The organism is Pacificoceanicola onchidii (genome assembly GCF_004804335.1).
Taxonomy (GTDB): Bacteria; Pseudomonadota; Alphaproteobacteria; order Rhodobacterales; family Rhodobacteraceae; genus Pacificoceanicola; species Pacificoceanicola onchidii.
Window position 1 is genome coordinate 14177 of sequence record NZ_SRXY01000008.1, and the last position, 20144, is coordinate 34320.

Sequence of the window (20144 nt, forward strand, 5' to 3'; positions counted from 1 at the left end):
AAGACAATGAACGTACCCAACGAGAGAAAACTCACCATCGCGCGCGCCATGGCCGAGGCGGTGGCCCAGGAAATGCGCGTCGACGATGGCGTCTTTGTGATGGGCGAGGACATCGCCGCCCTTGGCGGGGTGTATGGCAACACAAGAGGTCTGCTTGACGAGTTTGGCTCGGAGCGCATCCGCGACACGCCGATCTCTGAAACGGCCTTCATCGGCGCAGCCGTGGGCGCGGCACAGGACGGGATGCGTCCGGTTGTCGAGTTGATGTTTGTCGACTTCTTCGGCGTCTGTTTTGACGCGATCTACAACCTGATGGCCAAAAACACCTATTTCTCCGGCGGCAACTTCAAGGTGCCGATGGTCCTGATGACTTCCACAGGGGGCGGCTATTCGGACGCGGGACAGCATTCGCAATGCTTGTACGGAACATTCGCTCACCTGCCCGGCATGAAAGTTGTTTGCCCGTCAAATGCTTATGACGCGAAAGGCCTGATGACCGCCGCGATGCGGGACGACAGCCCTGTGGTCTACATGTACCATAAAAGCCTTCAGGGAATGGGTTGGCTCGCGACGGAACCCGGCGCCACGGTGCACACGCCGGAGGAGAGTTATACGGTCGAGATCGGCAAGGCAAAGGTCGCCCGCGAAGGCCGTGATGTCACAATCGTCAGCGTCGGCATGGGTGTGCATCATGCGCTGAATGCGGCTGCGCAGCTAGAGGCCGATGGCGTCAGCGCCGAGGTGATTGACCTGGTGAGCCTCGTGCCGCTGGATCGCGACACGATCCGGGCCAGCGTGGCCAAGACAGGGCGGCTGATTGTCGTGGACGAGGACTACATGTCCTACGGCGTTTCCGGCGAGGTCATCGCAAGCGTGACCGAGCACGACATTTCCGTGCTCAAGGCCGCGCCAAAGCGCGTCGCTTACCCGGATGTCCCTATCCCTTACGCGCGGGTGATGGAGCAATTCTGTTTGCCAAACCCCGAAAAGATCATCGCCGCTTATCAAGAAATGAACGCCGCCTGAGACGGCCCAATTCCGAAAACAAAGCGCCGCGTCACCTGCGCGGCGCCGACTTCACACAGGACAAAGACATGGCAACTGATATCAAAATCCCGACGGATCTTTGGGAAGAGGACGAAGAGACCGTTATCACCAGCTGGCTGGTAAACGATGGGGCGTCGGTCGAGGAAGGCGCATTGATTGCCGAAATCATGACCGCGAAAGTCCAGTACGAAATTCACGCACCGGCCTCGGGTGTGGTTTCCATAGCCGAAGAGGCCGATGCGGTTGTGGCCAAAGGGGCGGTCATCGGGTCGATTACATGAGCGGTGCAATCAAGACCGTTCCGCTCAAGGGTGTGCGCGGCATGATCGCGGATGCCATGGTGGAAAGCCTCACCATCGCGGCGCAGCTCACGCACCATGGCAGCGCGGATGCCTCCGCCTTGTTGGCCGAGAAGGCACGCCTTGCCGAAGGCGATCAAAAGGTGTCCGTAGAAGATTTGCTGATGCTCGCCGTGGTGCGCGCATTGGCAAAGCACCCTGAGGCCAATGGCAAAGTCGAGGCGCGCGACATCCAATTGCACGCCTCTGTCGATCTTTGCGTTGCAATCGCCCTGCCGGGGAACCTGCTTGTCGCGCCAGCCATCTTTGGCGCGGACGAGATGGATGTCGGCGCACTCCGGGCCGCTCGTCAGGATCTTGCGGCACGGGCCAAGGTGAACAAGCTTTCCGTTACAGAAATGACAGGTGGGACCTTCACGGTGTCGAACCTTGGGCTGACGCGGGTCGAACACTTTACCCCCATTTTGAACCAAGGGCAGATCTGCATTTTGGGCATTGGCAAGATGACGGATCGGGCTGTGCGTGCAGATGACGGGGGCATCGAACTCAAGCCGCATGTCGGCCTGTCGCTGACGTTTGATCACCGAGCACTGGACGGCGCGCCTGCGGGGGACTTGCTGACGTCGATCTGCGAAGAAATCGAAGCAATGGCGGTTTGAAGCCGTCTGCGCACAGGCGCCCGAAATCGTGGCTCGGAGGGGGCCGAAACCGGCTCCCTCCGAAGCGCTTCGCGCCTGAAACTGCCTCGGAACCGCTCAGAGAACGAACCGGGCGCTGCATTCCGAGATCCTCGATTCGGACAAGAGAACAGGGAGGAAATCATGTCCAATGACACAATCCACATTCACCTGGAGGTCAGCGTTCCCGCTGCGAACCGATCAGGCTTCATCGAGTTGATGAACGAGCTTGTCGTGCACACTCAGTCAGAAGACGGAACGCTTGTCTATGAGTGGTACGAAGTGGGGGATACGGGCGTTTGGCATATTCTGGAGCGCTATGCTGACGCCGAACGCGGTGATCTGCATGTCAAAGGCTTTGCAGAGAACTACGCTGGCCGTTTCTTCGAGCTCGTCGACAGCTGCACCGGTATCGTCTCTGACAATGCCACGCCCTACATCAAGGCTGTTCTGGAAGGTATCTCGCCGCTGTATATCGTTCAAAAAGGCGGCTTCAACCGGTTCTGATCGAGCCAATCCCGCCCGGGTTACGTCGGGCGGGATATGCCGAATGCCTTCATCTTTCGGTGGATGGTCGCACGGCCCATACCCAGCGTTCTGGCGGCCCTGGACACGTTCCAACTTGCGCTCTGCAACGCGTCAAGGATCAGAGCTTCTTCATCACAGGCATGCAGTTTGGCGAGTTTGCGTGGACCGGTGGATTCTGTGTGAACAATGGCAAGATCCAAAGCGGAAATGTGCTTTCCGTCGCCTTGCAAAAGCGCTTGCCGCAGAACATTGCGCATCTCGCGCACGTTGCCCGGCCAATCGTAATCCGCAATCGCCTGCAACGCATCGGCGTGAAAGTCCACGGATTGCTCCGCCAATACAGCAGCAACCGCCCGGGCCAGAACGTCCGGCTTTTCCCGCGCACGAACAGGCGGCAGGACAAGGCTCATCCCGCTCAGCAGATAGTAGACATCATCCCGAAACGCCCCTGACAAAACCGCCTCTCGCAGCGGCTTCCGGCTGGTGCTCAGAATTCTGACGGGATGGTCCGTTCCGCGTTCCGCTTCTTCCAAAAGGCTTCGAAACGCGTTCTGCGCATAACTCGGCATCTCGTTCACATTGTCGAAAACCAAGGCCGTGGCCTGATCCAGCCCGCCCGCGATATGGGCCTGTTCGATCAGGGAATGAATATAGCCGCGATCATCGTAGGTGTCTGATAAGGAAGCGCAATCCACGGTGACGGTATTGCGGCAGGACGCCAGCAAAAGCTTGACCAGCATGGACTTCCCTGTCCCGGTCTCCCCTTCGATGAGCATAGGAACGCCGTGATCAAAACTGTTTTGCGCGCGCTCACAAAGAGCGGCCATTGTTTGTGATCCGACGGCAAGATCCTTGTAAGTCGACGGGAGATTGCGGCGTTTGGGCGGGTCGGACTTGGGACGGAATCCGGGGAAGGATTTTGCGTTCTCCATCGGCGTACGCGTCCAGAGATCCAAAAGCGGACCTTTGTCACGCCGCACGGAGACCACACGCCCAGGGACGCGATCCAAACTGCCGAGGTCCGTTCCGAAGACCTGCGCAAAGGACTGTCCCGTCAAGTCAGAGTGCGCCTCGACACCAGACAAAAGATGCGCGGCAGACGTCGCGCCAAGGATCACGCCTTGATCATCGACGGCGACCAGTTCTGCCCCCTTGATGAGTTCGCGGCGTCCCGGCATCGCGACCGAGACAATGGCCGCATCCTTGAAGTCCCGGAGAAACAGGGTTTGCTGCACCCTGCTCGCCGCTGCGCTCAGCAGTTGTTGCGCAAACAGGCCATCCCCCGGAAGCCCGCGGTCAAGCGAAGACAGACTGGCAACGCCGATGACCTCGTTCGACGCATTCCGAAGCGGCACTCCGGAACAGGAATACCGCTGCAGGCGGGCGTAGAAGTGTTCCTTTCCGCGAACGGTGACTTCCTGACCCACTGAGAGGGCCATCGAAACGCCGTTTGTGCCCGCCACCCGTTCATCCCAGATCGACCCGAGGGCAATGCCGTTCCACTCGGTGTCATCGCCCTGGCCTTCGAGACGGACCAGCACGCCATCCTTGTCGGTTACCACCAGACAATGTCCGGCGCCGGACGCGATCCCCCCGAGTTTACGAAAGATCCCGTGACGGCCACCAACCTGCTCAACCAAAGCTTCAAGTCGAGGCGCCACCTCTGACGACTGCAATCTGAGGATCGGGTTTCCCGCATCACGGTTCAACTTGTGCGCATACTCACACCGGTCCCATGATGATTTAACCGCATTGCTGGCATGCGTTTCAAAGATCGTCGCTGGCATGAAAGCCTCCTCCCAAAGAGCCTTCTAAGCAAGCCTGAACCAAAAGCCGGGTTCTGTCCACTTCTGAGATAGGCGCGCGCCCCGCGCACCATGACCCTACCGCTTCGCATTCAGGCTTACAGAACGCGCCCCGACCTTCGGGACTTACACGCTTTATGGGCCATAGGATCACATCAAAAAATACCTCAAAACGCGAAAACTGAATTCTATTATGTCGGCTTTATATGTTTTTTCCGATCAATAGATCTGCCCGGTGCGGGGCATGGCGGCGCTTTTCCCCGACGCAGATCATCCGGTCGGGCCGTTCCGATCGGGCTTCGCTCCAAGAGGACAACGATGAAATACGAAAATTTCCAAACATTCACCGTCGACGTCAAAGACGCCATCGCAACAGTCACCTTCGACTTTGGATCGGTGAATGTTCAGGGTCAGGAAATGCTGGCCGACCTGAACAGCCTCGCCATGCGGCTGGAACGGGACCGTTCCGTCAAAGTGGTGGTGTTCCAATCCGCCAACCCGGAAGTCTGGGTTTGCCACTATGACACCGAACTGCTCAAGGACATGTCCGAAGAGGCGGTGTCCCGTGACGAAGTGCAGCTTCTTGACCTGCAAGCAGTCTGCGAACGGATCAGCAAGGTACCCCAGGCCACCATCGCGAAACTTGAAGGCTTCGCCCGTGGCGGCGGCCACGAACTGGCGCTGGCGCTGGACATGCGCTTCGCCGCACGCGGCAAGTTCAAGTTCATGCAAATGGAAGTTGGCATGGGCATCTTGCCCTGCGGTGGCGGCGCTTCGCGCATGGCGCGGCAGACCGGTCTCGGCAAAGCCTTGGAGATCATCCTGAGCGCACAAGACTACGACGCGGATGATGCAGAGCGTTTGGGCACGATCAACAAGGCACTCGAGCCGGAAGAGATCGGCCCTTTTGTAGATGCGCTGGCACAGCGCATCGCGCAATTCCCGGCGGAGTCGATCAACGCTTGCAAACAGATGGTCTACGAGTCGATCGACAAGCCCATTGATGAAGCGCTAAAGGCCGAGGCCTACTGGCTGTATCAGGCAACCAGCAAAACGCCCGCTATCAAACGGTTTACAATCGCGGATGAGCAGGGGCTCGAACACGACATCGAGAACCAGCGCAACTGGGGTGATCTCGTGATGAAGGTACAAGAGATCAACTGACGTTGAAAAGCAATGTCGCGCCGGGGACACCGGCGCGGCACCCGTAACCGCGCACAGCTGGCATACGCCCCGCATAGGGGAAACCGATATAATGTTTGTGATTTGGTCGGAGCGAGAGGATTCGAACCTCCGGCCCCTGCCTCCCGAAGACAGTGCTCTACCAGGCTGAGCTACGCTCCGACCGTGAGGCGCGGAGTAGACCAGCCGCGCGGCTTTGGCAAGATCACTTTTCCTGTTTTCTTGACCGCAGGAACGGAGAAATGCGGAAAGACGAACCATATCCGCGCGAACGGGTCCGCAAAACCGGGGTTTGAGACGTGGCACCCTTCGCAGCTTCGCGAGTCACGATGTAAAGCCCCGACGCAATGATGATTCCCGCACCGACAAAGGTCTGCGTGTCGATCGTTTCGCTGAAGATGAAATAGCCGAAGATGGACGCCCAAATGATCTGGGAATACTGCATGGGCGCCACAATGGCCGCTTCTCCGCGCTTGTAGGCCGCGATCAGCGAGAGCCCCGCCAGAAATCCCAGAAACGAGATCAGCGCCGCGCCGCCCAGATGCGTTAGAGGCATTGGCTGGTAGACAGTGACCATCAATCCTCCAACCAAAACAAAATTGACGGCCATGGGGTAAAGCAACAGCACAACCGCACGCTCGTCCCGCCCGATCTTGCGCACGATGATAGAGGCCGTCGCTCCAAACACAGCGGAGCCCATGGCCGCAAAATGGCCAGCGGACATCGGCGCGGTTCCGGGTCTCAGAACAACCAGAACCCCAATCAGCCCAACCAGCACGGCAGCGCCCCGATGCAAGCCCACTCGTTCCCCAAGGACAGGAATGGACAGGATGGTGATGATCAGGGGCGCGGCGAACAGGATGGCGTAAGTCTGCGCCAGCGGCAGCACCGTGAAGGCATAAAATGCGCACATGCCGGCGACCACAACACAAGCCGTTCGCAGGGCTGTCCACCATGGGTGCACCGGACGCAGGTTCCCGTGGGTCGCGTCGCGCATCAACATGAACGTCACAAGCGGAAAGGACATGAGCGTCGAGAAGAAGATCAACTGGAACGGCGAATAGTGCGCGCCGAGGAACTTGATGACGACATCATGCGTGGCAAAGAGGGCGAAGGCGAACAGGCCAAAGCCTGCGCCTTGTGCGTTTGGAGTCATGGTCCGATCCTGTCGTGGGTCTGCAATGTCAAACTACGACAGGCGCGCCATGTAAAGAGCCATCGTACAGGAGCAAGCTAGAGTTTGCGCACCATGCGCGTTGCGTAGTCAAATCCAAGCACGCCGCGCAGGACACTGGCGCTCTCCGTCCCCGTGGTTTCAAAGCCGAGCCGCTCATAGAGCGCTTTTGCCCGGGGATTCGTGTCGATCACATCGAGCGTGACCGCGTCGAATCCTTCTCTTTGCGCCATGGCAAAAAGCGCATCAAAAAGTGCGCTACCAACACCCTGACCACGGGCGGCAGCGGCGACGCAAATGCCATCCATCTGCAAAACGCCGTCAGGCGCGTTTCGTTCCAACATAGCCAATGGCACCACGCGCCAGAGCGCACTCATTCCGTAGTGACGCCATAGATCGGCAAGCCCGCTGGAACTGAACCCCTGCCCGCCTGCTTTGAAAGCCGCAATTCCGAGCAAGGTTCCCCCGTCTGTGGCCGAGATGACAGCCCGAGTATTGACCGTATCCGCAAAAAAGGCCCGGGCGCGTTCGCCCGGACCCATGAGTTTTCCCAGCTTGCCGCCGAAAGCCTCCCAATAGAGCGCGGCCGCTTGGGCCGCGTGTTCTGGTTTGAGACCTTCGGAGATCTGCATCGGTTACAGGCTGGCGTCCAGCGCTGCGACGATGGCGTCACCCATCTCGGAGGTGCTGACCGGCTGCTTGCCTTCTTCGCCCAGCAGGTCCGCAGTGCGGTAGCCGTCCGCCAGAACCTTCTCAACGGCGTCTTCAAGGCGGGTCGCTTCTGCGCCCTGATCGAAAGAGTAGCGCAGCGCCATGGCGAAGCTGAGAACACAGGCGATCGGGTTGGCTTTGCCCTGACCAGCAATGTCCGGCGCGGAGCCGTGCACCGGCTCATACAGCGCCTTGGGACGCCCGTTTTCCATCGGCGCACCAAGCGAGGCGGACGGCAACATGCCAAGCGATCCGGTCAGCATCGCCGCCGCGTCCGACAGCAGATCGCCAAAGAGGTTGTCCGTCACGATCACGTCGAACTGCTTGGGCCAGCGGCAGAGCTGCATCGCGCCAGCGTCAGCGTACATGTGGGACAGCTCGACCTCGGGGTAATCCTTCGCCACCTCGGTCACAACCTCGCGCCACAGGACGCCGGATTCCATGACGTTGGCTTTCTCCATGGAGCACAGCTTCTTGTCGCGGCGCATGGCCAGCTCAAAGGCCGAGCGCGCAACACGGTCGATCTCGCTCTCGGTGTAGCGCTGGGTGTTGATGCCGACGCGCTCGTTGCCCTCTTCGATGATGCCGCGCGGCTCACCGAAGTAGATGCCGGAGGTCAGCTCGCGCACGATCATGATGTCGAGACCGGCCACAACGTCTTTCTTCAGCGAAGAAAAATCCGCCAGAGCGTCAAAGCACTGCGCCGGGCGCAGGTTGGCGAAAAGGTCCATCTCCTTGCGCAGTCGCAGCAGGCCACGCTCCGGTTTGACCGAGAAATCAAGGTCGTCGTACTGCGGGCCACCCACGGCGCCGAGCAGAACCGCATCGACTTCCTGAGCCTTGGCCATCGTATCGTCGTGCAACGGTGTGCCGTGCTTGTCGTAAGCGCAGCCGCCAACAAGGTCCTCGCTCACGTCAAACGTCAGGTCGCGCTTGGCACCGAACCAGTCGATGACCTTGCGAACTTCGGTCATGACTTCGGGGCCGATGCCGTCGCCGGGCAGGATGAGGAGCGAAGGGTTGGTCATGGGGGCTGTCCTTGTGCGGAAAATCTCTTGCGCATCGCCTACCCAAGCTGCGTGGAATGGTCAAGAAAGCAAGGGCCTCAGACCGGTCTCAAGCGCATCCCAGACCCGCCTGATCCGCGGTGTGGTGCGCACGGCTTCATGCGCGGCCAGCCAGACCGGCAGGCCGGGCAGAGGCACTTCGGGAAACAACCGCTCGACCGTGGTGTCCGTGTCGCCGACGGAAACCTGAGCAATGCCAATACCGCACCCGGCGCGGATCAGCTCCCAGCACACCCCGTGATGATCACAGCGTGTCGCGAACCAATCCCTCGTGGCCGCAAGCCCGAACTCCCGCATTCCGCGCACCAGCAAATCAGACCGGTCATACCCGACCAGATCGCGCGACCAGACATCGCCAAAGTGTTCCGGACGCCCGGTTCGCTCTAGATAACTCTTGGCTGCAAAAAGACCCAGCTTCAGAGTGCCCAGCTTTTTTGTCACGATATCAAGCTGTTCGGTCTCATACATCCGCACGGCAATGTCTGCCTCGCGATAGAGCAGGTTTTCCGGCGAGTCCGTTGGCACCAGATCAATGCTGATTTCCGGCTCCTCGGCCCGCAGCGTTGCAAGGATCGGCGGCAGGTGGTGATGCGCCATGAAGACACTGGCCGTAATCCGAACCGGACCGGAAAGAGAGGCCGACCGGCCCGCCGCTGCGAGGGACATACCGCGCATCCCTTCCGCCATGGCCTCTGCGTGGGGCAGCAAAGCGCGTCCGCCTTCGGTCAGAGCCAGGCCGCGCGGTTGCCGGGTGAAAAGCTCCAGATCCAACGCCTCTTCAATCCGCGCGATCTGCCGTCCTGCGGTGGGTTGCGAAATCCCCAGCGTCCGCGCCGCCTCCGAGAGCGAGCCATGGTTCGCCACGGACAGGAAGGTCTGAACCAGAGACCAGTCGAGTTTAGACAGATCAGCCATTCACGGATGAATACACGATATGCAAATCCTGACAATTTCAAACCACACGCGCATAGCGCATTCTGTTCTCGCTGTTAGGAACATGGAGATGGCCATGAGTGGAAGAGTCTTGATCCTCGGTGGCTCCGGCCGGTTTGGACGCAATGCCGCCGAGGCATTCTGGAATGCCGGCTGGCGCGTGACACTATTCGATCGCTCCAGCGACACCTTAAAGGAGGCGGCCAGGGGCGTGGACGTGATCGTCAACGGCTGGAACCCGGCTTACACCGATTGGGCGAGAGATCTGCCGGCCTTGACGGCACAGGTCATCTCCGCCGCGCAAGCCTCTGGGGCCACCGTTCTGATTCCCGGAAATGTCTATGTCTTCGGAGAAGATGCACCCGAGCAGTGGGACGAGAGCACCCCGCATCGCGCGCTAAACCCGCTAGGCCGCCTGCGCATTGATCTTGAGGCCGCCTACAAAGCCTCCAGCGTTCAAACCATCGTGCTGCGCGCAGGGGATTTTCTGGACACGGAAGCCTCCGGCAACTGGTTCGACAAGATCATGGCTCCGACGCTTTCCAAGGGCGTTCTAACCTACCCCGGTGCCCTGGATCGCCCCCATGCCTGGGCGTATCTGCCTGATATGGCCCAGGCAGCCGTCATGCTTGCCGAGCAGCGTCATGCGCTTCCGCAGTTCAACGACATTCCCTTCCCCGGCTATACCCTGACCGGTGAAGAGATGGCGCAATTGTGTGGCGAAGCTCTCGGGAAGCCCGTTCGCGCCAAACCCATGAACTGGTTGCCCTTGCGTCTGCTCAGCCCATTCTGGCCTATGGCCCGGTGTCTGCAGGAGATGCGGTATCTGTGGAACAAGCCCCACAGGCTGGATGGCTCGACGCTACATGATCTGCTGCCCACGTTTGCCCCAACGCCCCCGGCAGAAGCACTCGCGCGCGCCATTGAGCCGGTCCTTAGGGCGAAAGGTCCAGATCGACCCAAACCAAACGGTGCGGCCCCGCGTCCGGCTCCGGCGGGCTGACCCCGGCGTCCCGGACCAAGAACCGGCGATCCGGAAGAACATAGGACACCCGCATCTCACCGGCCCGCTCCCAGCGTACGGTCGCCTGACCAGGCAGCGGATCCTGTAGGCGCGGATGCGCGAGCACGTCATCCATGGTGGCGCGCAAGCCCTGTCCGCGCTCTGGATCGAGGTTGAGATTGCCAAGCAGGATCACTGAGCTGGGCAAATCGGGGGGCAGAGCACCGTTCAGGGCATGGAGCCACAACAGCACCTCATCCCGGTTGCGCCGCCCGTTCCGGTCTTCGGGGCCATCGAAGACGGGCGGCGTCGCGGAAACGGTCAACAGCATGATCGGCCCGTCTGGATGTGCAACCTCTATGGCCCAATGGGCACTGGTCGACAGACGTTGTATGCCTGCCCCCGTGTCTTCGCGGCGCATCAGCGTTTCGGGGGCATTTTCCCATAGCAACGTGGATTGATCCGCGACGAGCCGCATCGGCCAACGCGACAGGATCGCTTGCCCGCCCTGTCCCGAAAACCAGCCGTACCCTTGCGCATCCCGCGGGCCACCAAGCCTGCCATCCCCGTCCAGATCCAACTCCGTCGGCATGCCGGTGTTTGGCCGCGCTGCAAAGCTATGAGGCAAATCAAGCCCGTCCTTTTTCAAACGGGTCTGCATCCCACTCAACGCGGCCAAGCCAGCGTCGAAATCAACATGAGTTAGGAGCACGATGTCAGGATTGGCCGAAACAAGTGTCTCCAGCCCCGGAACCGAGCCCTCTTTGGACAAATCCCTCAATAGAAGTCCCGGCCCTTTCCGGCTGAAATCCCCGGCGTATGTGGCAACGCGAAAGGTCTCCGCCGTAGCGGGCAAAGCCAGCAGAAAAACCAGAAATGTCAGGCAGGCGCGTGCAAGTCCGCCTGCGCATAGGCCCGCCGACGCTTTTCTTCGATCAACTCGGCGATGCGCAGCAGCGCGACTCCCCGCATGATCAGGCTGACAGGCAGAAAGGCCCATGCGCTCATTGTCCAGATCACTGTCTGTTGGTCGGTCAGATTGATTTCATAGGCAAAGACCGAGGCGCTCTTGAGAACCGCCGGGATCAGGAATGGCAGAAGAAACCCTAATACAACGTTAACGGCAGCGTCTCGCTTGAGCCGATTCAGGATGTCGCCGCCAGCTGTCGGATCAAACAGCGGCAGGTTGACCCAGAAATTGAACGCGCCATGCCGGATCGGCCAATTCATGATGCGGACGGCAAAAACGAACAGCACCAAGGCCACCATGGAGACGATGTAAGCAAGACCAGCAGAGGTGCGAAGCAGGCTGATGTCTTCCAGCGCCGCGTTGCTTGGAGCCAAAAGCACCATCAGGCGCACAGGCGAGAACGGGAAATCAATCGCATTTCCAAGGACCGCGCCAATCGATGCCAGAAAATCGCTGAACACTGTCGGATGCACTGCCCCGCGATGAATGACGCAAAGAACCAGAACAGTGAAAAACAGCGCCAGAAAGCGCATGCGATTGTATGGCGGTGCGTCACGGAATTCGAGAAGCGACGGGAATTCGGAGAAGTATTCAACGAAGGTCAGTGCCGCCGCAACCAAGGCCAGCAGGGCCACCATTTGTGCCGTATCTGCAGAGACGCCCGGAAGCATCGCTGCTGGCATGGCAATTACCAATGCCACAAGGAACGCTCTCGCGCCCGCACTGATCATGCGTCTGATCACTGACCTGCCCCTTCAGTTCGGACGAGCGCGATTCGATGCCGCACCCTTGTTCCTGACTGATGTTTCCGCCGATTAAGGCGGTTCGCCTCATTATTGCCCAAGTTTTGCCCCTTTTCCCAAGGATCGACAATACAGGCTTTTCAGGATCACCAAATTTGAGGCGATTTCGCGAGGTCACTGGTGCCTGAATGCATCAATCCCAAGACCAGTTTGCGGCACGGCTATGGCCTCCTACTAGATGTTGAGCACTCGCCCGCAGGAGGCACGACGTGATAACGCTATCTGGCGTCAATTCGTTAATTTATCATTAACGCACAACACGTTATAAGAGACTCACCCGCATCGCTTACACGCGTGACGCCAACTCCCGCGATAACCAGCTTGGGTTCGCAAGGAAAATCGTGGTGGCCTATGCGCAAACACTCCAACTGAAAGGCGCGCGCGAAGCGGGCGGTCTTGTCACCACCCCGTTCTTGAGCTTCCAATGGCTCAGGTATTTCTGATTTACCCAACACTTTTGGCCCAATAAGGTCGCGGCAGATCGAGCGAGAGGCTTCCTTGGACTCATTGACACTTCCTGAACTTTTGGCGTGCGTCGAGAAACGCTGGTCGCCTGTCATCGGCGACCCGAGCATTATGGGATGGGCGACGGTGGCGGCCTATGCTCTTGCGGGCTGCCTTGCCTTGTATGCGTCGCGGGTGCGGCGGCGGGATCGGCGTTTCTGGTTGTTCCTTGGCGTCCTGCTGTTGGCTTTGTGCATCAACAAACAGCTGGACCTTCAATCCGCGCTCACCGCAACAGGCCGCTGCATCTCGAAGCTGCAGGGGTGGTATGACGAACGCCGCGCGTTTCAGGCGAAGTTCATCATCGCCCTACTCGGGATAAGCACGCTTGTGCTGTCCATCGCACTATACCGCATGCGGCGTGCGTTCCATCGCGTTGGGCTGGCCTTGATCGGGTTTGCCGTTTTGCTCACCTTTGTCGCGATCCGCGCCGTGGGTATGCACCATTTCGATGCGGTGATCCGGATGGAGTTGGGCGGCATGCGGATGAACTGGATTTTGGAGTTGTCCGGGATCCTTCTGATCCTCGTCAACGCGATCTATGCGATCAGAGGACGCCGGAAACGGCGAAAGCATTCGCGCGGCGCGGCTGATCCGAACATGCCGTTCAATCGCAACGGGCACTGATCCGTTCGACAAAAGAAAACGCCCGCCACCAGGATGGGGCGGGCGTTCTGTTCGATCCGGCTTCGCTTAGACCCAAGGACGCGCCTGCGCCGCCTTTTCTTCAAAGGCGTCAATCGCCGGAGCCTTCTCAAGCGACAGACCAATGTCGTCGAGCCCTTCAAGCAGGCAATGCTTCTTGAACGGGTCCACCTCGAAGGAGAAACTTTCGCCTTCGGAGCTGCTCACCGTCTGGTTCTCCAGATCCACGATCATGCGCGCGTTGGAGCCTTTTTCAGCGTCTTTCATCAAAACGTCGACAGCTTCCTGCGGCAGAACGATCGGCAGGATGCCGTTCTTGAAGCAGTTGTTGTAGAAAATATCAGCGAAACTGGTCGAGATGACCGACTTGATGCCGAAATCCTTGAGCGCCCACGGGGCGTGTTCCCGCGAAGAGCCACAACCGAAGTTGTCGCCCGCCACGAGGATTTCCGCCTCACGATATTGCGGCTGGTTCAGCACGAAATCGGGGATTTCGTTGCCTTCCCGGTCAAACCGCATCTCGTCAAAGAGATTCACGCCAAGGCCGGAGCGCTTGATGGTCTTCAGAAAGACCTTGGGGATGATCATATCGGTGTCGATGTTGACCAGCGGCATGGGGGCCGCGATCCCCGTGAGTTTTTCGAACTTGTCCATTCTCGTGGCTCCTTACGCTGCGGTTTCGGACATCAGGGTGCGCACGTCCGTCAGTTTGCCGGTCAGCGCTGCCGCTGCGGCCATGCCCGGGGACACAAGGTGCGTACGGCCTTTGTAGCCCTGACGACCTTCGAAGTTGCGGTTGGACGTGGACGCACACCGCTCGTTCTCGGACAGCTGATCGGGGTTCATCGCAAGGCACATGGAGCAGCCCGCAAGACGCCATTCAAAGCCAGCATCGGTAAAGATCTTGTCGAGACCTTCCTCTTCGGCCTGAGCGCGCACAAGGCCGGAGCCCGGCACAACCATGGCACGGCCAACCTTGATTTTCTTGCCTTCGACGATCTGAGCCGCGGCGCGGAGATCTTCGATGCGGCCGTTGGTGCAGGAGCCGATAAAGACCGTGTCGATCTCGATATCGGTCAGCTTTTGGCCGGAGGTCAGACCCATGTACTCGATGGAGCGCTTGGCCGCGTCGACCTTGCCGCCAGTGAAATCCTCCGGAGACGGCACAACAGCAGAGATCGGCAGAACGTCCTCGGGCGAGGTGCCCCAGGTCACAACCGGCTCGATCTCTTCGCCCTTGAGCGTGACGACCTTGTCGAAATGCGCGCCTTCGTCGGTGAAGAGCGTTTTCCACCAGCTCAGGGCGGCCTCAAACTGCGCACCCTTCGGCGCATGCGGACGGCCCTGGACGTATTCATAGGTCTTCTCGTCCGGCGCGATCAGGCCCGCGCGTGCGCCGCCTTCGATGGCCATGTTGCAGACGGTCATACGGCCTTCCATCGACAGATCACGGATTGCTTCACCGCAGTATTCGATGACATAACCAGTGCCGCCGGCGGTGCCGGTTGCGCCGATGACGGCAAGGGTGATGTCCTTGGCGGTCACACCGGGGCGCAGCTTGCCGGTGATCTCGACCTTCATGTTTTTAGACTTCTTCTGGATCAGCGTCTGCGTCGCCAGAACGTGCTCCACCTCAGAGGTGCCGATACCATGCGCCAGCGCGCCGAATGCGCCGTGGGTCGCGGTGTGACTGTCGCCGCAGACAACGGTCATGCCCGGCAGGGTCCAGCCCTGTTCCGGGCCGACAATGTGCACGATTCCCTGACGGATGTCAGACACCGGGTAGTAGTGAATGCCAAAATCCTTGGCGTTCTTGTCGAGTGCGGCCACCTGAATGGCGCTGTCCTCGGTCATGTTCTTGGGATCTTCACGGCCCGCTGTTGTCGGGACGTTGTGATCCGGAACGGCAATCGTCTTCTCCGGTGCGCGCACCTTGCGGCCCGCCATGCGCAGCCCTTCAAAGGCTTGCGGCGAGGTCACTTCGTGAACGAGGTGACGGTCAATATAGAGAAGGCAGGTGCCGTCTGCGTCTTCGGATACGACATGCGCATCCCAGATTTTATCATAGAGCGTTTTGGGGGACATGGGTCCTCTCCCGTTTTTGAAAATAGGCTGGCTGTCAGGCAGGCTGGACGGTCACGCGGACACATCCGCGCGCCTCATAGGCGGGCGAGCACGGTGTGCGTAGCACCATGAAAGCGCTCGCGGAGGCGGACGCGGTCACCGAGATTGATGATCTTGCTCATAGGTTGCCGTTTACGCGCTTTGTCTGAGTCTCGCAAGAGCGGGCTGACGTCTGGTATGCGCCGCTCGCCAGAAAGCAAATGGCCCTGATCTGATTTCCAACGTTACCGGCGGCCATCGTTCCGGGTCACTGTGGCCATACGGGAGACCTGAGATGCAATGGGAAAGCTTCGGACGCCTCCTCTTCGGCGTGTGAACAAACCCTTTTTGCCTTGCGAACAATACGGGTTAGCTTTGATTCTTGAAAAACCGCTTAAAGATTTGTCCTTTCCTCCCCTTTTGCACAGGTATGCATGTTACGCCATTTCGGAGTATGGTTCTGCAGGGTGCGGCGGTTTTGTCCACTTGCGCAAACGGGAAACAGAGCTTTAGTCATTAACAGTTTCGTCATCCAATAGGTGAAAGCGGCTATGCCGAGCCCACTGAACATCGTGAATGTGGTTTTGATTGCCATCCTCGCTGTGGCCGCCCTGACCATTCAGGCGGACCATGGGACAGCAATTACCGCGCCTGCACTGGTCATGAAATGACCTAAGCCCCTGTTGCACAGGATCTCTTGCCCTACTGCTCTTGCAGTGTACCATCACGGGTAAGGGGGCGGCATGGAAACAGAACAGGCACCTGTAGATGAGGCCCTTGGCCCACTGAACCAGCAAATCGCCGATCTGATCGGTCAGGGCGAAGCCGCAATTGGCAGCCTGTTCCGTCCGTGGATTGCCTATCAGATCGCCATCATCGCCGTTTTGTTCCTGTGCGTGCATCTGCTTGCGCTGTGGCTGCGGCCTCAAGTCGGGAACTGGCTGCGTTCTCGCGAAGGCTGGCCCAAGTGGAAACTCCGGATCGGCCTGATCGTTCAACGCCGGGTCCGCATGATCCTCTTTGTCCTCGGCATCTGGACGATCGTCTGGATCATGCGGGAAATCACCTGGCCATCGCGCTCTTACCTTTTGACCATCGCAGGCAACCTCGCCACGGCCTGGTTGTTCATCGCCTTCGCAACCCGGTTGATCGTCAATCCCTTTGCGCGTGGGTTGGTCAGATACGGGGCATGGATCTGGGTCACCTTGTCCATCCTAGGATTGACCGACGAAGTGCAGGCACTTCTCGACAGTCTGGCTCTGACCATCGGCGAGTCACGCCTGTCGCTCTGGGTCTTGCTCAAGGCGTTCGTTCTGGTGGGCCTGTTGATCACCGTGGCCCGCCTTGTCGCAAGCTCCAGTGCCGCCAGCATTCGGCGAAACGAGGACATCAGCCCTTCGATGCAGGTGCTGGCGGTTAAGTTCCTTCAGGTCGTTCTGTTCGGAAGCGCCTTCTTCATCGGCCTCAAACTGGTTGGCGTGGATCTGACCGGCCTTGCCGTCCTGTCCGGCGCCATCGGTGTCGGGCTTGGCTTTGGCTTGCAAAAAGTCGTGTCCAACCTGGTCTCCGGGATCATCATCCTGCTCGACAAGTCGATCAAACCCGGCGACGTTATCAGCCTCGGAGAGACCTTCGGGTGGATCCAAAGCCTTGGCGCGCGCTACGTGTCCGTCGTCACCCGCGACGGCAAGGAATTCCTGATCCCGAACGAAGACCTGATCACCGGGCAAGTGGTCAACTGGTCTCATTCCAACGACTTTGTGCGCCTCGATATTTTCTTTGGCACCGCTTACGGCGACGATCCACATGCGGTGCGCAGGATCGCAATCGAAGCCGCCAAGAGTGTGGACCGGGTGCTCAGTTTCAAACCGCCGGTTTGTCATATCGTCGGCTTCGGGGACAGTTCGGTGGACTATATCCTGCGCTTCTGGATCAGCGATCCGACGGGTGGTCTGACCAACATTCGTGGAAACGTGTATCTGGCGCTATGGGATGCATTTCAGGAAAACGGCATCTCGATTCCCTTCCCGCAGCGGGAAGTTCGGGTTCTTCCGGATAGCGGCACGGTTGCAGCATCGGAAAAACTGTCTGAACCCGAGATCCGTTAAGCTATTGGTAAGGCATAGGCTGCAAAGATCGCGGCATGGCTCGAACCGTAAATCGCTCACAAACGGAATGGCAGGACCCGGCAACACGTCGCTTTGACCAAGCGCCGGGTCCACATGTCCCGGCCAGAGGCGGGTCCTCGAACGCGACGAACACGCTCTCCCTGTCCGATTGGTTCAAGAGATTTTTTCACCGGCCAAGACATCGCGATACAGCGCCTCTGCCGCGCAACAGCAGAAGCTTGCCACGTCAGTAAGCGGTTTCATCCGGGCCAGAGATCGGTGGAAAGATACTTCAGCCCACTGTCACAGATGACAATGGCCACACAGCCACCGCGTTCCGGCCCCCGCAAAAGGGTGACAGCCGCGGCAAGATTGGCCCCGGCGGAATAGCCCCCGAAGATGCCTTCTTTCTGAGCCAGCAACCGCGCATGCGCTCGGGCGTCTTCGCCGCTAACCGTCAAACAGCCTGCAAGCGGCACATCTCGCAAGTGAACGAGATCGGACATCAGGTAGCCGCCCCCCTGGATGGGGTGATCAGGGCAATGGGTGGGTCCGCCTCCGATCGCTTCTGCCCCGAAAGGCTCAACCGCGTAGCATTTCACCTCGTACCGCGCAAAAAACCGCGCCGCGCCGCCCAGCGTGCCGCCGGATCCGGCGAAATCGCAGAACGCCGTGACCGCCCCTTCGGATTGCTCCCAAATCTCCGGTGCGGTTCCCGCTTCATGCGCCGCCGGATTGCCGGGATGCCCGAACTGATCCGCCCGGAACGCCTCCCGCTCCAGGGTGATCTTTTGCGCTTCGGCTTCGACCAGGGCGAGGTCGGCACCGGACACCTGCCCCGGCACACCACCGTCCGCCTGCGGAACAATCACAACCTCTGCACCCAACGCGCGCATCATTCGGGCCCGTTCGACCGAGTTTCCCGCGCTCATGACCGCAACAAAAGGATGCCCCAGAACGCCGCAAACAATTGCAAGCCCGGTGCCCATATTGCCGGACGTCAGTTCGACTACGCATTGGCCCGGCTGCAGGCTGCCATCCGCGCGCGCCGCCTCGACGATTGCTTTTGCGGCCCGATCCTTCTTGGAAAAACCCGGCAAGAGATAATCCAGCTTGGCGAGGATACGGCCCTCAAGCCCCAGGGATTGGCCAACTCGGGAAAGCTCAACAAGCGGCGTGCCCCCGATGGCGTGTGAAATATCCGGCAAAATCATGCCTCAAGCCATGCGCGCGCCGACCTTGCGAGTCAAGCTGTGCCGCACCGGACCGCCCCCTTTCAGGCGGAGCGTTATCGCAAACCGCGCGCTTTTGTTGCGGGTGTTCCGGGCTGACAACCGGATTTGGCTGACGCATAGTTCACAGGCAATCAAAGAGGGGAAATTTCATGAGCGACGACATCGTTATCCTGAGCGGCGCCCGAACTGCCATTGGGACATTCGGCGGATCACTGGCGTCTACGCCGCCAACAGCGCTTGGCGCAATCGCGGCAAAGGCGGCGCTGGAACGGGCCGGTGTCGAAGGCGGGCAAATCGGAAACGTGGTTTTTGGCACGGTGATCAACACCGAACCAAAGGACATGTACCTGAGCCGCGTGGCTGCGATGGATGCGGGCATTCCCGACAGCGCCCCGGCTCTGAACGTCAATCGCCTCTGCGGTTCGGGCGCGCAAGCCATTGTGTCCGGCACACAGTCCCTGATGCTGGGCGATGCGGATTTCGCACTGGTCGGCGGTGCGGAGAACATGTCGCGCAGCCCGTTCATCAACCCCGATCAGCGTTGGGGTGCCAAGATGGGCGATATCCGCACACTGGACATGATGGTCGGCGCGCTGACCTGCCCCTTTGGCACCGGCCACATGGGTGTGACAGCGGAAAACGTCGCTGCCGAGAACGAGATCAGCCGCGAAGCGCAGGACGCCTTTGCCCTGGAAAGCCAGACACGTGCAGCGAAGGCCATCGCGGAAGGCCGCTTTGCCGATCAGATCGTCCCTGTCGAAGTGAAGCGCAGACGCGAAATGGTTGCGTTCGACACTGATGAACACCCCAAGGCCACCACCCTTGAGGCCCTCGGCGGTCTGCGCCCTGCATTCCAGAAAGACGGCAGCGTCACCGCAGGGAACGCCTCCGGCATCAACGACGGCGCCGCTGCGCTGGTGCTTGCCCGCGCGTCTGCCGCGGAAAAGGCTGGCCTAACGCCGCGCGCCCGTATTCTTGGCTACGCCCTTGCGGGTGTGCGTCCGGACATCATGGGCATCGGCCCGATCCCGGCCTGCCGCGCGCTTTTCGAACGGACGGGCCTCTCGGCAGGCGACTTTGATGTCATCGAGAGCAACGAGGCATTCGCCGCGCAAGCGCTGGCCGTGAACAAGCAGCTCGGCCTTGATCCGGCGCTGGTGAACCCGAACGGCGGCGCGATTGCGCTTGGTCACCCGGTTGGGGCGACAGGGGCCATCATCACGGTGAAGGCGCTCTATGAATTGGAGCGTATCGGCGGCAAGCGCGCGCTGATCACGATGTGCATTGGCGGCGGACAGGGCATTGCGCTGGCGCTGGAACGTCTCTGATCTGATTTTTGGCCGGGCCTTC

The 20144-nt window shown here is 59.8% G+C and carries 19 protein-coding genes and 1 tRNA gene; 9 read left to right on the forward strand and 11 right to left on the reverse strand.

Annotation, left to right across the window (positions count from 1 at the left end):
• Positions 1-6 precede the first annotated feature (6 nt).
• From E4662_RS18865 to E4662_RS18880, 4 genes are all read left to right on the forward strand, one after another.
• On the forward strand, positions 7-1026 hold the full coding sequence (locus tag E4662_RS18865; RefSeq protein ID WP_136443183.1) for an alpha-ketoacid dehydrogenase subunit beta: 1020 nt from the start codon (positions 7-9) through the stop codon (positions 1024-1026).
• A 68-nt stretch (positions 1027-1094) separates the two neighbouring features.
• Positions 1095-1328, forward strand: a complete 234-nt coding sequence (locus E4662_RS18870; protein ID WP_136443184.1) for a lipoyl domain-containing protein — start codon at positions 1095-1097, stop codon at positions 1326-1328.
• The gene (locus E4662_RS18875; RefSeq protein WP_136443185.1) at positions 1325-2005 is read left to right on the forward strand and encodes a 2-oxo acid dehydrogenase subunit E2; all 681 of its coding nucleotides are present in this window, start codon (positions 1325-1327) and stop codon (positions 2003-2005) included. Before E4662_RS18870 ends, E4662_RS18875 begins: the two co-directional genes overlap by 4 nt.
• A gap of 162 nt (positions 2006-2167) precedes the next feature.
• A complete protein-coding gene (locus tag E4662_RS18880) occupies positions 2168-2530 on the forward strand; it encodes a putative quinol monooxygenase (RefSeq protein ID WP_136443186.1) in 363 nt (120 codons plus the stop codon).
• 20 nt (positions 2531-2550) lie between these two features.
• Here E4662_RS18880 and E4662_RS18885 read toward each other — a convergent pair whose 3' ends face one another.
• Entirely contained in the window at positions 2551-4113 is a 1563-nt protein-coding gene (locus E4662_RS18885) for a sigma-54-dependent Fis family transcriptional regulator (protein WP_168798021.1), read from the reverse strand.
• A gap of 561 nt (positions 4114-4674) precedes the next feature.
• Here E4662_RS18885 and E4662_RS18890 point away from each other — a divergent pair.
• Positions 4675-5520 carry an enoyl-CoA hydratase/isomerase family protein gene (locus tag E4662_RS18890; RefSeq protein WP_136443188.1) on the forward strand — a complete coding sequence of 282 codons (846 nt, stop codon included), beginning with the start codon at positions 4675-4677 and terminating at the stop codon, positions 5518-5520.
• A 103-nt stretch (positions 5521-5623) separates the two neighbouring features.
• On the opposite strand, the gene E4662_RS18895 is transcribed toward E4662_RS18890, so the two are convergent.
• From E4662_RS18895 to E4662_RS18915, 5 genes are all read right to left on the reverse strand, one after another.
• A tRNA-Pro gene (locus tag E4662_RS18895) sits at positions 5624-5700 on the reverse strand.
• 43 nt (positions 5701-5743) lie between these two features.
• Positions 5744-6694 carry a DMT family transporter gene (locus E4662_RS18900; RefSeq protein WP_136443189.1) on the reverse strand — a complete coding sequence of 317 codons (951 nt, stop codon included), beginning with the start codon at positions 6692-6694 and terminating at the stop codon, positions 5744-5746.
• A gap of 77 nt (positions 6695-6771) precedes the next feature.
• Positions 6772-7344, reverse strand: coding sequence for a GNAT family N-acetyltransferase (locus E4662_RS18905; RefSeq protein ID WP_136443190.1), 573 nt, complete (start codon positions 7342-7344; stop codon positions 6772-6774).
• Positions 7345-7347: 3 nt separating this feature from the next.
• Positions 7348-8451, reverse strand: coding sequence for a 3-isopropylmalate dehydrogenase (leuB, locus tag E4662_RS18910; protein WP_136443191.1), 1104 nt, complete (start codon positions 8449-8451; stop codon positions 7348-7350).
• Between the two features lie 60 nt (positions 8452-8511).
• A complete protein-coding gene (locus E4662_RS18915) occupies positions 8512-9405 on the reverse strand; it encodes a LysR family transcriptional regulator (RefSeq protein WP_136443192.1) in 894 nt (297 codons plus the stop codon).
• Positions 9406-9499: 94 nt separating this feature from the next.
• Between E4662_RS18915 and E4662_RS18920 the strand changes: the two genes are divergently transcribed.
• Positions 9500-10426 (forward strand): Rossmann-fold NAD(P)-binding domain-containing protein, encoded by a 927-nt coding sequence (locus tag E4662_RS18920; RefSeq protein WP_136443193.1) that lies wholly within the window; start codon positions 9500-9502, stop codon positions 10424-10426.
• On the opposite strand, the gene E4662_RS18925 is transcribed toward E4662_RS18920, so the two are convergent.
• Together E4662_RS18925 and E4662_RS18930 are read right to left on the reverse strand one after the other, a co-directional pair.
• Positions 10359-11207 carry an endonuclease/exonuclease/phosphatase family protein gene (locus E4662_RS18925; RefSeq protein ID WP_168798019.1) on the reverse strand — a complete coding sequence of 283 codons (849 nt, stop codon included), beginning with the start codon at positions 11205-11207 and terminating at the stop codon, positions 10359-10361. The two genes, E4662_RS18920 and E4662_RS18925, sit on opposite strands and share 68 nt — an antisense overlap.
• A gap of 98 nt (positions 11208-11305) precedes the next feature.
• Positions 11306-12139 carry a hypothetical protein gene (locus tag E4662_RS18930; protein WP_136443195.1) on the reverse strand — a complete coding sequence of 278 codons (834 nt, stop codon included), beginning with the start codon at positions 12137-12139 and terminating at the stop codon, positions 11306-11308.
• A 558-nt stretch (positions 12140-12697) separates the two neighbouring features.
• Here E4662_RS18930 and E4662_RS18935 point away from each other — a divergent pair.
• Positions 12698-13330 (forward strand): isopropylmalate isomerase, encoded by a 633-nt coding sequence (locus E4662_RS18935; RefSeq protein ID WP_206080314.1) that lies wholly within the window; start codon positions 12698-12700, stop codon positions 13328-13330.
• Positions 13331-13396: 66 nt separating this feature from the next.
• Here the strand turns inward: E4662_RS18935 and leuD are convergent, their stop codons facing one another.
• Positions 13397-14002, reverse strand: coding sequence for a 3-isopropylmalate dehydratase small subunit (gene leuD / locus E4662_RS18940; protein WP_136443196.1), 606 nt, complete (start codon positions 14000-14002; stop codon positions 13397-13399).
• A 12-nt stretch (positions 14003-14014) separates the two neighbouring features.
• The gene (gene leuC, locus E4662_RS18945) at positions 14015-15433 is read right to left on the reverse strand and encodes a 3-isopropylmalate dehydratase large subunit (protein WP_136443197.1); all 1419 of its coding nucleotides are present in this window, start codon (positions 15431-15433) and stop codon (positions 14015-14017) included.
• Positions 15434-16194: 761 nt separating this feature from the next.
• On the opposite strand from leuC, the gene E4662_RS18950 reads away from it, so the two are divergent.
• On the forward strand, positions 16195-17559 hold the full coding sequence (locus E4662_RS18950) for a mechanosensitive ion channel family protein (protein ID WP_136443198.1): 1365 nt from the start codon (positions 16195-16197) through the stop codon (positions 17557-17559).
• A 260-nt stretch (positions 17560-17819) separates the two neighbouring features.
• Here E4662_RS18950 and E4662_RS18955 read toward each other — a convergent pair whose 3' ends face one another.
• A complete protein-coding gene (locus E4662_RS18955) occupies positions 17820-18773 on the reverse strand; it encodes a PLP-dependent cysteine synthase family protein (protein ID WP_136443199.1) in 954 nt (317 codons plus the stop codon).
• Between the two features lie 170 nt (positions 18774-18943).
• On the opposite strand from E4662_RS18955, the gene E4662_RS18960 reads away from it, so the two are divergent.
• Positions 18944-20122 carry an acetyl-CoA C-acyltransferase family protein gene (locus tag E4662_RS18960; protein WP_136443200.1) on the forward strand — a complete coding sequence of 393 codons (1179 nt, stop codon included), beginning with the start codon at positions 18944-18946 and terminating at the stop codon, positions 20120-20122.
• Positions 20123-20144 lie beyond the last annotated feature (22 nt).

Bases quoted from the DNA above. Each gene is read 5' to 3' on its own strand.
- E4662_RS18865 (WP_136443183.1), top strand. From the start codon at position 7: ATGAACGTACCCAACGAGAGAAAACTCACCATCGCGCGCGCCATGGCC.
- E4662_RS18870 (WP_136443184.1), top strand. From the start codon at position 1,095: ATGGCAACTGATATCAAAATCCCGACGGATCTTTGGGAAGAGGACGAA.
- E4662_RS18875 (WP_136443185.1), top strand. From the start codon at position 1,325: ATGAGCGGTGCAATCAAGACCGTTCCGCTCAAGGGTGTGCGCGGCATG.
- E4662_RS18880 (WP_136443186.1), top strand. From the start codon at position 2,168: ATGTCCAATGACACAATCCACATTCACCTGGAGGTCAGCGTTCCCGCT.
- E4662_RS18890 (WP_136443188.1), top strand. From the start codon at position 4,675: ATGAAATACGAAAATTTCCAAACATTCACCGTCGACGTCAAAGACGCC.
- E4662_RS18900 (WP_136443189.1), bottom strand. From the start codon at position 6,694: ATGACTCCAAACGCACAAGGCGCAGGCTTTGGCCTGTTCGCCTTCGCC.
- E4662_RS18905 (WP_136443190.1), bottom strand. From the start codon at position 7,344: ATGCAGATCTCCGAAGGTCTCAAACCAGAACACGCGGCCCAAGCGGCC.
- leuB (WP_136443191.1), bottom strand. From the start codon at position 8,451: ATGACCAACCCTTCGCTCCTCATCCTGCCCGGCGACGGCATCGGCCCC.
- E4662_RS18915 (WP_136443192.1), bottom strand. From the start codon at position 9,405: ATGGCTGATCTGTCTAAACTCGACTGGTCTCTGGTTCAGACCTTCCTG.
- E4662_RS18920 (WP_136443193.1), top strand. From the start codon at position 9,500: ATGAGTGGAAGAGTCTTGATCCTCGGTGGCTCCGGCCGGTTTGGACGC.
- leuD (WP_136443196.1), bottom strand. From the start codon at position 14,002: ATGGACAAGTTCGAAAAACTCACGGGGATCGCGGCCCCCATGCCGCTG.
- leuC (WP_136443197.1), bottom strand. From the start codon at position 15,433: ATGTCCCCCAAAACGCTCTATGATAAAATCTGGGATGCGCATGTCGTA.
- E4662_RS18950 (WP_136443198.1), top strand. From the start codon at position 16,195: ATGGAAACAGAACAGGCACCTGTAGATGAGGCCCTTGGCCCACTGAAC.
- E4662_RS18955 (WP_136443199.1), bottom strand. From the start codon at position 18,773: ATGATTTTGCCGGATATTTCACACGCCATCGGGGGCACGCCGCTTGTT.
- E4662_RS18960 (WP_136443200.1), top strand. From the start codon at position 18,944: ATGAGCGACGACATCGTTATCCTGAGCGGCGCCCGAACTGCCATTGGG.